7 protein-coding genes are annotated in these 12225 nt (G+C 71.3%); 4 read left to right on the top strand and 3 right to left on the bottom strand.

What is annotated here, in order from left to right:
* Nucleotides 1–139 precede the first annotated feature (139 nt).
* Entirely contained in the window at nucleotides 140–1684 is a 1545-nt protein-coding gene (locus OU415_RS13980) for an MFS transporter (RefSeq protein ID WP_270949155.1), read from the top strand.
* A 46-nt stretch (nucleotides 1685–1730) separates the two neighbouring features.
* Here OU415_RS13980 and OU415_RS13985 read toward each other — a convergent pair whose 3' ends face one another.
* Nucleotides 1731–2825, bottom strand: a complete 1095-nt coding sequence (locus OU415_RS13985) for an NADH:flavin oxidoreductase (protein ID WP_270949156.1) — start codon at nucleotides 2823–2825, stop codon at nucleotides 1731–1733.
* A gap of 156 nt (nucleotides 2826–2981) precedes the next feature.
* On the opposite strand from OU415_RS13985, the gene OU415_RS13990 reads away from it, so the two are divergent.
* Both OU415_RS13990 and OU415_RS13995 read left to right on the top strand, forming a co-directional pair.
* The gene (locus tag OU415_RS13990) at nucleotides 2982–3323 is read left to right on the top strand and encodes a winged helix-turn-helix transcriptional regulator (RefSeq protein ID WP_270949234.1); all 342 of its coding nucleotides are present in this window, start codon (nucleotides 2982–2984) and stop codon (nucleotides 3321–3323) included.
* Between the two features lie 242 nt (nucleotides 3324–3565).
* Nucleotides 3566–9052 (top strand): ATP-binding protein, encoded by a 5487-nt coding sequence (locus OU415_RS13995; protein WP_270949157.1) that lies wholly within the window; start codon nucleotides 3566–3568, stop codon nucleotides 9050–9052.
* 74 nt (nucleotides 9053–9126) lie between these two features.
* On the opposite strand, the gene OU415_RS14000 is transcribed toward OU415_RS13995, so the two are convergent.
* On the bottom strand, nucleotides 9127–9969 hold the full coding sequence (locus tag OU415_RS14000; protein ID WP_270949158.1) for an SAM-dependent methyltransferase: 843 nt from the start codon (nucleotides 9967–9969) through the stop codon (nucleotides 9127–9129).
* An 85-nt stretch (nucleotides 9970–10054) separates the two neighbouring features.
* Nucleotides 10055–10759 (bottom strand): MerR family transcriptional regulator, encoded by a 705-nt coding sequence (locus OU415_RS14005; protein ID WP_270949235.1) that lies wholly within the window; start codon nucleotides 10757–10759, stop codon nucleotides 10055–10057.
* A gap of 113 nt (nucleotides 10760–10872) precedes the next feature.
* On the opposite strand from OU415_RS14005, the gene OU415_RS14010 reads away from it, so the two are divergent.
* Nucleotides 10873–12090, top strand: coding sequence for an erythromycin esterase family protein (locus OU415_RS14010; RefSeq protein ID WP_270949159.1), 1218 nt, complete (start codon nucleotides 10873–10875; stop codon nucleotides 12088–12090).
* Nucleotides 12091–12225 lie beyond the last annotated feature (135 nt).

Here is a 12225-nt window from a genome sequence, read left to right on the forward strand (position 1 = left end):
GAGGAGTTCTGCACGCACGTGCACCGCTCGATCGCCGCCGCTGAGCCGACTCGATAGAGCTCGTCGGTATACGGAATGTGCCTATGGCACAAGGAATTCCGTACTTGTCCGAGCTGAACCACCCCACGACGATCCTGCTGTGGAACTCGAGCGGAGCGGGACCAAGGCCGATGACGAGGAGAGCGCCGGACGAGATCTCGGCCAGGGACGGCGCAGGTGGCTGGTGCTCGGGGTGCTCTGCACGACCCTGCTGCTGGTCGGCATGGACCTCACGATCCTGCACGTCGCGGTGCCCACGCTGTCCCAGCACTTCATGCCCAGCGCCTCGCAACTCCTGTGGATGGTCGACAGCTACCCGCTGACGGTGGCGGCCTTCCTCATCACCTGCGGGACGCTGAGCGATCGCATCGGTCGCAAGAAGGTCCTGCTCGGCGGTTTCGCCGCGTTCGGGGCGGCGTCGGTCGGTGCGGCGTTCGCCACCAGCCCGGTGGTGCTGATCTGCTTCCGCGCCGCGCTCGGCTTCGGTGCGGCCATGATCGCCGCCGCCACGGTGGCCATCATCCGCATCACCTTCCCCGACGCCCGGGAGCGCGTGTTCGCGATCGGCGTGTGGTCGGCCTGCCACAGCGCGGGCGCGGCCATCGGGCCGATCGCGGCCGGTTTCCTGCTGGAGCACTTCTGGTGGGGATCGGTGTTCCTGGTCAACGCGCCGATCGTGATCGCCGCGCTGGTCGTGGGTGCGGTCGTCGTGCCGGAATCCCAGGACGGGACGCGGCGCCGGTGGGACGCGCTCAGCGCCGCGATGTCGGTCTTCGGACTGGGCGGGCTGGTGTACGCGTTGAAGCAGATCGGCGAGCACGGCTCGGTTTCGCCACCGCACCTCGTCGTCGGCGTGGCAGCGGCAGGGCTGCTTATCGCGTTCGTGTTGCGGCAGCGCAGGATCCGGGAACCGCTGCTGGACCTGTCGCTGTTCGCCGACCGGAAGTTCTCGGTCGCCACCGGGGCGATCCTGGCCAGTTTCGCCGGGTACATCGCGTTGATGTTCTTCGCCACGCAGCACTTCCAGCTCGTCTCGGACTACTCGCCGCTGCTGGCCGGGGCGGCTCTGCTCCCGATGGCGGTGGCGAACGCCCTCGGTGCGGTCTTCGCGCCGAAGGTGGCGGCGGCGCTGACCGATCGCGTCGCCATCACCCTCGCGCTGCTCGTCTTCGCGGGTTCGATGTTCGGCCTCGCGCTGGCCGGTACCGGCAGCGGGTACGGCGTCTTCGTCGGGTTGCTGTCGGCAAGCGGGCTGGGCGCCGGCGTGGTGATGACGCTCGGCGCGGACGCGATCATGTCGGCGGCGGACCCGAGGCGGGCCGGTGCGGCGGGTGCGATCCAGGAGACGTCGTTCGAACTGGGATCCGGGCTGGGCATCGTCGTCCTCGGCACGGCGTTGAGCGTGCTCTACCGGAACGCCCTTGAGCCGGTCGCGGGAGTGGGACCCGCGCAGCTCGCGGAAGCGCGGAACTCGCTCGGCGCGGCGGTGAAGATCGCGGCGGAACTGGGCGGGCAGGCCGGGGCGGCGCTGCGATCAGCGGCGATGATCGCCTTCGGCAACGGCTTCACCGCCGCTGTCGCATTGGGTGGCGGCCTGCTGCTGGCGATGGCCGTGGCGTCCTGGCTCGCACTCCGCGACCGGTGACGAGATCAGTCCGCCTCCTGCGACCGGGAGGCGGACTGGCCGGTGATCAGCGCGGGACGGCCTGGCCGGAGAGGGTGACGTCCGGGGTGAGCATCGCGCGGTCGAACTCGCGGAGCGGGCCACCGCCGGCCAGCACGCGGGGCCAGTCGGGGTTGGCCAGCGCACCGCGCCCCAACGCGACCAGGTCGGCTTCGCCGCCGGTGAGCAGCGATTCCGCCAGCGCGGGCACGTGCATCCCGCCGTTGGCGATCACGGGCAGCCCGGTGATCTCCCTGGCCAGCCGGGTGATCGTCACGCCCGGGGCGAGCTGAGCGCTCTCCGCCCAGTCCCGGCCCTCGCTGGCCAGGTGGAGGTAGTCGGCGCCCGCCGCGGCCACCGCGCGGAAGATCACCTCGGCGTCGCCGGCGCCACCCGCCCAGCGGTGGTCGAAGTCGTTGACCTTGGTCTGCGACAGCCGGACGCCCACCGGGAAGTCGGGTCCCACCGCGGCGCGGACCGCTCGGAGCACCTCGGCGGCGAAGTGCGCGCGGTTCGCCACCGAGCCGCCGAAGCGGTCATCGCGGAGGTTGGTGTACGCGGTGAGGAACTGGTCGACGAGGTAGCCGTTCGCGCCGTGCACCTCCACTGCGTCGAACCCGACCTCGCGCGCCCGGGCGGCGGTCGCGGCGAAACCGGCGACGGCCTGGTCGATCTCCGCCTCGGTGGCCTCCGCCGGAGTCCGGAACGGTCCGGCCCCGCCGCCGTAGGCAGGCATCTTCGCGCCCTTGGGTGCGACCGCCGAAGGAGCGATCGTCGGCCGGTCGAGCTGCGACAGGGCGCCCGCGTGCATGAGCTGCAGCGCGATCCGGCCCCCGGCGTCGTGCACGGCGCGCACGACTTCGCGCCAGCCCGCGGCGTGCGCCTCGGACGTCAGGCCCGGCTGGTCCGGGTAGGCCTGGCTGTGCTGCTGGTCGGTGTAGGTGCCCTCGGTGGTGATCAGCCCGAATCCGCCGAGCGCGAACTCCCGGTAGTAGTCGGCCATCAGCGCGGTGGGCACCCCGTCACCGGCGGTGCTGACCCTGGACATCGGGGCGACGACCGCGCGGTTGGGCAGCTCGGTGCCGCCGATTCGAACCGGCGTCAGGGCGGGGTGAATCGACATCTCGTTCCTCGTTTCGGTGAGCAGCAGCCGTGTTCCCGAGCTGCGGAACGATCATGTGCTCCACGCATGCGGTGGAACAAGTACGGTCTTTGAAGTGCCGTAGTGTCGATTTGTATACCGAGAGGTGATGATCTCGTGCGGGAGAGCGTTTCGGAGATGCCCGAGTACTGCACCGTCGAGGCGGCGATGGAGGTGGTCGGGGGCAAGTGGAAGATGGCCATCCTCAAGCACCTCACCGCCGGGCCGCACCGGTTCGGCGAGCTCCGGCGGGCGCTGCCGTCGGTCACCCAGCGGATGCTGACCCGCCAGCTGCGCGAGCTCGAAGCCGACGGGATCGTGCTCCGCACGGTGTACCCGCAGGTCCCGCCCAAGGTGGAGTACAGCTTGACCGCGATCGGGAAGACCCTGGAGGACGTCATCCACCGACTCGAGGAGTGGGGCGCGTGGTACCGGCAGCAGGATCTCCCGAAGCCGGCGGACCCGCTGAGCCGCGGTTGATCTCCCTGTGTGGCCTGGTGGTTGCAGGCGGTGCGGCTCGGGTGGTGCGCTGGGGCGTCGGGCGGGCCGGAGCGGGCCCGGGGCGGGGGCTTTTGGTGGGACCCTACAAATCTTGGTCTTGAATGCTGGCGCGCCGCTCCTCACGCTGCCGGGCGCTATGAGGCAATGTTGGGGTCACGTTCGGCGACGTTTCCGCACCCGGGGGCCGTCGCCTTTCTCGTGCGCAGAAGATGTGAGGCTCGGTGTTCAGTCGTATCGCCATCGTGAACAGGGGAGAGGCCGCTGTGCGGCTGATCCACGCCGTCCGGGAGGTCAACGCCGAGGGCTCGGCGCGGATCGAGACGGTCGCGCTCCACACCGACGTGGACGCCACCTCCACCTTCGTGCGAGAGGCGGATGTCAGCTACCTGCTCGGCCCGGCGTCCGCGCGCCCCTACCTGGACCTCGACGTGCTGGAACGCGCCCTGCGCGAGACCGGCGTCGACGCGGTGTGGGTCGGCTGGGGCTTCGTGGCCGAGGACCCCGCGTTCGCCGAGCTCTGCGAGAAGCTGGGCGTGACCTTCATCGGCCCGAGCCCGGAGGCGATGCGCCGGCTCGGTGACAAGATCGGGGCGAAGCTGCTCGCCGAGGAGGCCGGGGTTCCGGTGGCGCCTTGGAGCCGCGGGGCCGTCGAGAGCCTCGACGGTGCGCTGAAGGCGGCCGAGGAGATCGGCTTCCCGCTGATGCTCAAGGCGACCGCCGGTGGTGGCGGGCGCGGTATCCGGGTCATCCACTCCGCAGCGGAGTTGGAGGAGGCCTACGAACGCACCAGCCTCGAAGCCGAGCGCGCCTTCGGCAGCGGTGTGCTGTTCCTCGAGCGGTTGGTCACCGGCGCCCGGCACGTCGAGGTCCAGGTGATCGCTGACGGACAGGGCACGGCCTGGGCGCTGGGCGTGCGGGACTGCTCGGTGCAGCGCCGCAACCAGAAGATCATCGAGGAGTCGGCTTCGCCGGTTCTCGGCGCCGAGCAGGTGCGCGAGCTCAAGGCTGCCGCCGAGCGGCTGGCGCTGGCCGCCGACTACCGCGGCGCCGGGACCGTCGAGTTCCTGTACCAGCCCGCCGAGGAGCTGTTCGCGTTCCTCGAGGTCAACACCCGGCTGCAGGTGGAGCACCCGATCACCGAGGCCACCACCGGCATGGACCTGGTCAAGGCCCAGCTGCACGTGGCGTCGGGCGGCAAGCTCGAGGGCGCGGCCCCGGCCGAGATCGGGCACGCGGTCGAGGCGCGGCTCAACGCCGAGGACCCGGACCGCGACTTCGCGCCCGCGCCCGGCCGGATCTCCCTGCTCGACCTGCCCGCCGGTCCCGGCATCCGGGTCGACACCGGCGTCAGCGAGGGCGACACCATCCCCGCCGACTTCGACTCGATGATCGCCAAGATCATCGCCTACGGCCGCAACCGCGACGAGGCGCTCGGCCGCCTGCGGCGCGCGCTCGCCCAGACCACCGTGATCATCGAGGGCGGCACCACCAACAAGAGCTTCCTGCTCGACCTGCTCGACGAACCCGAGGTCGTCGACGGCAGCGCCGACACCGGCTGGATCGACCGGGTCCGCGACGAGGGCCGCCTGGTCTGCGACAGCGGCTCCGGGATCGCGCTGGCCGCGGCGGCCATCGAGGCCTACGAGGACGAGGCGCAGGTGGAGCGCCAGCGGCTGCTGTCCACCGCGCACGGCGGGCGACCGCAGGTCCAGCACGAGGGCGGCCGCGCGATCGACCTCAAGCTGCGCGGCGTCGGCTACCGGGTGCTGGTCGCCCAGGTCGGCCCGCAGCGCTACCGCGTCGGCTTCGCCAACGGCGACGACGTGCGCATGGTCGACGCCGAGCTCGAGCGGTTCGACGCCGCCACCGGCCAGCTGGTCGTCAACGGCCAGCGGTTCCGGCTGGTCACCAGCACGCACGGGCCCATCCACCTGGTCGAGGTGGACGGCGTGACGCACCGGATCAGCCGCGACGAGGGCGGCGTGCTGCGCTCGCAGTCGCCCGCGCTCGTGGTCGCCACCCCGCTGGAGGTCGGCGACGAGGTCGAGGCCGGGGCACCGGTGCTCGTCCTGGAGGCCATGAAGATGGAGACGGTGCTCCGCGCACCGTTCCGCGCCAAGCTGCGCGAATGCCTGGTCTCGATCGGCAGCCAGGTGGAGACCGGCGCTCCGCTGCTGCGCCTCGAGCCGATCAGCGAGGACGGCGACGAGTCCGCCAGCTCGGACAGCGCCGCCGCGGAGGTCGAGCTGCCCGCCGAGCCAACCGGTGTCTCGGCGCGCGACCGCGTGCAGCGCGGGCTGCAGGATCTGCGCAGCCGCCTGCTCGGGTTCGACGTCGACCCGCACGACCAGCAGCGCGTGCTCGCCGACTACCTCGCCGCCCGCGCCGAGGTGACCGAGGACGGGGACCGGCCGCTGGCCGGCGAGGTCGACCTGCTGTGGGTCTTCGCCGACCTCTCGGAGCTGAGCCGGAACAAGCCCGCCGCGCAGGACTCCACCGCTGACGTGCAGGTGCACAGCCCGCGCGAGTTCTTCCACACCTACCTGCAGAGCCTCGACGTCGAACGGGCCGGGCTGCCGGAGACCTTCCAGAACCGCCTCACCCGCGTCGTCGGGCACTACGGGGTCAAGGAACTGGACCGGACCCCGGCGCTGGAGGACGCGGTCTTCCGGATCTTCCTGGCCCAGCAGCGGGCCGCCTCCGACGTGGTCGTGGTGACCAAGCTGCTGAAGCAGTGGCTGTCCGAGCCGGTGCCGCCGGCATCGGTGCGCGAGACCGTGGGCCACGCCCTGGAACACCTGATCGTGGCGACCCAGGTGCGCTTCCCGGTCGTCGGCGACCTCGCCCGCAACGTGGTGTTCCGCTGGTTCGCCCAGCCGATGCTGCGCCGCACCCGCGCCGAGGTCTACGCCGACGTGCGCGGACACCTGCGCTACCTCGACGAGCACCCGGACGCCGCCGACCGCGCGGAGCGGATCGCCGCCATGGTCGCCAGCCCGGAACCGCTGGTGCGCCTGCTCGGCCAGCGGATCGGTCGCAACGGCTCGGACCACGGGCCGCTGCTGGAGGTGCTCAGCCGGCGCTACTACCGGGACCGGGCGTTGGAGGACGTCCAGTGCCGGCGGATCGGGGACCGCTCGCTGGTGACCGCCGAGTACGACCTGGACGGTCAGCGCCTGCAGCTGGTCGCCACGGCCGCCGAGTTCGCCGACCTCGGTGAAGCGGTCCGCGCCGTCGCAGAGGCGGCCAACGGTGCTGCCGAGCTGGTCGCGGACATCTACCTGACCTGGGACGACCAGCCCGCGGACGCCGACGCGGCCGCCGAGGCGCTGCGCGGTGCCCTGGCCGAACTTCCGCTGCCGAGCAGCCTGCGGCGCGTCACGACCTCGGTGGCGGGGCGCCGCGGTTCGGCGATGCACCACCACTTCACCTTCCGCCCGAGCGAGGACGGGCTGGTCGAGGAGCGCATCATCCGCGGCCTGCACCCGCTGGTCGGCCTGCGGCTGCAGCTGCACCGGCTGGAGAACTTCGACATCACCCGGCTCCCGTCGGCGGACGAGGACGTGCACCTGTTCCGCTGCGTCGCGCCGGAGAACCCGGCCGACGAGCGCCTCGTCGCGATGGCGCAGATCCGCGACCTGACGCCGCTGCGCGATTCCGACGGCCGGGTCGCGGCCCTGCCGGCTGCCGAAGCGGTGCTGGACGCCTGCCTGGACGCGATCCGCCGGGTCCAGGCTCAGCGCCCGGCCAAGAAGCGGCTCGACGCCAACCGGATCGTGCTCTACGTGTGGCCGTCGATCGACATCTCCCGGGAAGCCCTCGACGCGGTGGTGGCGCGCGTGGCGCCGCGGACCGCGGGCGCCGGGCTGGAGGAGGTCCTCTACCTCGGTCGACGGCGGGACCAGGAGACCGGCGAGCTCAGCGAAGTCGCGCTGCGGCTGTCCTACGGCGGCGCCGGTCTGCAGGTCGAGATGGCCGAACCGCCGACCGAGCCGATCCAGCCGCTGGACGACTACGGCCAGAAGGTGCTGCGCGCCCGGCGGCGCGGGAACGTCTACCCGTACGAGCTGATCGACGTGGTGGCCGGTTCCAGCGGCACGTTCGTCGAGTACGACCTGGACGACACCGGCGCTCTGGCCCCGGTCGACCGCCCGAAGGGCCTGAACAAGTCCGGCATCGTGCTCGGCGTGGCCAGCACCCCGACCGAGCGCTACCCGGAGGGCGTCAAGCGGGTCGTGCTGCTCGGCGACCCGACCAAGGCGCTCGGCGCGCTGTCCGAACCGGAGTGCTCGCGGGTGATCGCCGCCCTGGACCTCGCTGAGCGCGAAAACGTCCCGGTGGAGTGGTACGCGCTGTCGGCGGGTGCCCGGATCTCGATGGACTCCGGCACCGAGAACATGGACTGGGTGGCCGCGGCGCTGAAGCGGATCGTGCACTTCACCCAGGACGGCGGTGAGATCAACGTCGTGGTGGCCGGTATCAACGTGGGCGCCCAGCCCTACTGGAACGCCGAGGCCACGATGCTGATGCACACCAAGGGAATCCTGGTGATGACGCCGGATTCGGCGATGGTGCTCACCGGCAAGCAGTCGCTGGACTTCTCCGGTGGCGTGTCGGCGGAGGACAACTTCGGCATCGGCGGCTACGACCGGGTGATGGGACCGAACGGGCAGGCCCAGTACTGGGCGGCCGACCTCGCCGGTGCCCGGCGGGTGCTGATGGGGCACTACGACCACACCTACGTCGTGCCGGGCGAGTCCGCGCCGCGCCGGGCCCGCACGTCCGACCCGGTCGACCGCGACATCTCGGACTTCCCGCACGCCGTGGTCGGCAGCGACTTCACCACGGTCGGCGAGATCTTCTCGGCGGCGACCAACCCGGACCGCAAGAAGCCGTTCGACATCCGGACGGTGATGCGCGCCATCGCCGACCAGGACCACGCGGTGCTGGAGCGCTGGGCGGGCATGGCCGACGCGGAGACCGCCGTCGTGCAGGACGTGCACCTCGGTGGCCTGCCGGTCTGCCTGGTCGGGATCGAGTCGCGTTCGGTGCCGCGCCGGGGCTTCCCGCCCACCGACGGCCCGGACACCTACACCTCCGGCACGCTGTTCCCGCGGTCGTCGAAGAAGGTGGCGCGCGCGATCAACGCGGCCAGCGGCAACCGCCCGCTGGTGGTGCTGGCGAACCTGTCCGGCTTCGACGGCTCGCCGGAGTCGATGCGCAAGCTGCAGCTGGAGTACGGCGCCGAGATCGGCCGCGCGGTGGTCAACTTCGAGGGCCCGATCGTGTTCTGCGTGATCTCGCGCTACCACGGCGGTGCGTTCGTGGTGTTCTCCAAGGCGCTGAACCCGAACATGACGGTGCTGGCGGTGGACGGCTCGTTCGCCTCGGTCATCGGTGGTGCCCCGGCGGCGGCCGTGGTCTTCGCCGGTGAGGTGAACGCGCGCACCGCGAAGGACCCGCGGGTGCAGGAGCTGGAGGCCCGGGTCTCGGAGGCCACCGACGTCGAGCGCGTCACGCTGGCCGACGAGCTGGCGGAGCTGCGGTCGTCGGTGCGGGCCGAGAAGCTCGGCGAGGTGGCCGCGGAGTTCGACTCCGTGCACAGCATCCAGCGCGCGGTCGAGGTCGGATCGGTGGACGCGATCGTCCAGCCGGAGCGGCTGCGGCCGGACATCATCGCCGCCATCGAGCGCGGCCTGGCGAAGTAGGACTGGCAACGCGAGAGCGGCGAGGGATTGAACCTCCCTCGCCGCTCTCGTCGTTCAGTCCACTGTGCACTCGCTCAGCCGGTGGGCTTCCCGTCGAGGAAGCCGACCGCGCCCAGGACGTTCCCGCGGCGCGCTGCCGCGTCGTCGACGGGCTGGTCCGGGCGCCAGTACGCCGCGGGCACCACACCCGGTTCGACCAGCGTGTAGCCGGGGAAGAGCGCGGCGACCTCATCGGCGTTGCGGATGTGCATCTGCGGCGTCGAAGTCGAGGCGAGCAGTTCGCGGAGCTCGGCGATCTCCTGGTCGGTGCGGCTCAGCTGGGCGTTGTTGGAGACCGCCAGCGCGCTGCCCGGCACGCAGGCGTCCCGGTAGCGGGCGACCAGCGACGCGCCGTCGGGGCTCGGGATGATGTCGAGGATGCCGAAGGCCAGCACCGCGACCGGTCGGGAGAAGTCCAGCAGTCCGGTGACGGTGGGGGAGTTGAGCACCGCGTCGACGTCGCAGACGTCCGCTTCGGTGACCGTGACCCGCTCGTCGTGGCCGAGCAGGTGCCGGGCGTGGTGGCAGGCGACGGCCTCCCAGTCCACGTACGCCACGCGCGCTTCCGGGTTGTGCGCTTGGGCGATCTCGTGGACGTTGCCGACCGTCGGCACGCCGGATCCCAGGTCGATGAACTGGTCGATCCCCGCCTCGACGGTCAGGAAGCGCACCGCGCGGCCGAGGAACCCGCGGTTGATGTAGCAGTAGTCGCGCTCCGTCGGGGCGAACTCCAGCGCCTTCTCCGCCGTTTCGCGGTCGATGGCGAAGTTCGCCGAACCGCCGAGCAGGTAGTCGTACATGCGGGCGATGTTGGGGTTGTCGAGGTCCGCGTGCGAGACCTTGGCCGCCAGCTCCGCATCCCGGGAGTTCTGATGCATGTCGCACACGGTAACCGCTCGAATCCCCTTCGAGGAGGGGCGACCGAACGGGCGGCACGAGGATGCCCCGAATGGCGGCGGCCGGTCACCGCGACTGCTGCCTGTCGAGCGCGGTGAGGTAGGCGTCGAGCTGGGCTGCGCCGGCCAGGAGGTTGCGGCTGCGCGTGGTCAGCCGGTCCTGCCAGGAGTCGAGGAAGGTGCTCAGCGCTTCCGTCCCCCCGGCCTCGCGCAGCGAATCGATGAACTGCGCGATCTGGTGCAGCAGGTAGCCGCCTCGGCGCAGCTGCCGCGCGATCTCGGCGTCGCGCACGCAGTCCGGTCCGTATTCGCGGTAGCCGGTGGCGCGATTGCGTTCGGGGCGCAGGATTCCCCCGGTCTCCCAGGTGCGCAGCGTCGCCGGGTGCAGGTCGAGCCGACGCGCGAGTTCGCCGACGGTCAGCGGTTGTCCGGTGAGCGGCGTCGGTGTCGTGGTGGACAGAACATCCAGGGCCGTCGCGACTTCGGCGCGGGTGTCGCGTTCGGTGAGCAGCGCGACGTGGGCGGAGTCGATGAGCCGGTAGGCGGATTCGGTGTCGCCGCGGTTGGTCGCGCGCATGATCTCCACCGCCTGCTGGTGCCCGTGCCCGGCGCGCAAGGCGAGGAAGGCGCGGAGGGCCTGGGCGTGCAGGGCCGTGTAGCGCCGGTACCCGGTCTCGCTGCGTTCGGTCGGTGGGAAGACCCCGGCGTCCTCGTAGTTGCGGATCGCCTGCGCGGACAACCCGTGCTCCCGAGCCAGGTCGATGGGTCGCAGCTTGCACCTCCGATTGAGGGTTGAGCTCGGAACTTCCAGGTAGGTGTTGACCAAGTTTCACCCGAGTGTTCAACGATACGTTGAAGAGCAGTTCCTTCGAGAAGGGGTTGTTCATGCCTGCTGTCGCATCTGCGCGCGCCATTGCCCGCCAACTCGACGACCCGGCGGACCTGGGACGGGTCCTCGACGAGCTGCTCGCCGCGAGGGCGGAGCCGCCGGTCCTGCTCGGCCTCGGCGAGCCGACTCACGGGATCGAGGCGTTCCCGTTGCTGCGCAACGAGATCCTGGGCCTCCTGGTCGAACGCGGATACCGATCGATCGCGCTCGAGACCGACATCTTCGCCGCGTCCGCCGTCGACGACTACGTGAACGGGGCTGCGGCGGACATCGACGACGTGCTGGCGACCGGGTTCAGCCACCGCTTCGGTGCCGTGCCGGGCAACCGCGAGCTCGTCGAATGGCTCCGCGCGCACAACGCCGACCGCGCACCGCAGGACCGGGTCCGCTTCCACGGCTTCGACGCGCCGGTGGAGTTCGCCGCTGCGCCGAGCCCGCGACGTGCGCTGACCTCGGTCAGCGAGTACCTGCCCGCGGCGCTGCGGCCCGAATCGGTCGGCGACTTGGACGCGCTGCTCGGCGAGGAGGCGGACTGGACGAACGAGGCGGCCATGTACGACCCGGCAGCGTCCGTCGGCGGCTCGGATCGCGCCCGTGCCCTGCGCGTCGTCGCCGACGACCTCGCCAGCGCGCTGCGCCGAGCGGCACCAGCGCTGCGCCCCGCCGATCCGGCCGGCTACGACCACGCCCTGGCGCACGCGCGCACTGCACTCGGCCTGCTGCGGTATCACGCGGCGATGGCCAGTTCCGGTCCTGATCGCATCGGGGCATTGCTCGCCTTGCGCGCCGAGATGATGGCCGAGAACCTGCTCGCGATCGCGGCTGAGGAGCAGCAACGCGGACCGACCCTGGTGTTCGCGCACAACGTGCACCTCCAGCCCGCGCAATCCCGAATGCCGGTCGGAGGGGACATCGCGAGTTGGGGGAGCGCCGGGGCGCTCGTGGGAATCGCGCTGGGCGAGCGGTACGTGTTCGTGGCGACCGATGCCAACCCCAACAGCGATCCGGACACCCTCCAGGGCGTGCTGGCCGAGGCGACCACGCGGCGTGCGCTGTTCCCGGCACCGGCTCTCCGCGCCGCGCTCGCCTCGTCGATCGGCGCGGGCGAACCGATCGTGCAAGGCCACATCCCGCTCACCCCGGCTGACTTGGACGGTGCCGATGCGGTCATCTTCGTCGCCGACACCGACGGGCAGCGGCACGATTACTGGTGACCGCTCGCGGTTTTAATCGTTTGACGCCCCTTCCAGGGCGGCGGTAACTTGGCCGGGCTTCTGTTGCCGTCGTGTTGGAGAAGGACGTTGTTCATCTGAGGTCCTGAGATGCCGTGTGTCGTGGCTCGTGCCGAG

Source organism: Saccharopolyspora oryzae, assembly GCF_027853915.1.
GTDB lineage: Bacteria > Actinomycetota > Actinomycetes > Mycobacteriales > Pseudonocardiaceae > Saccharopolyspora > Saccharopolyspora oryzae.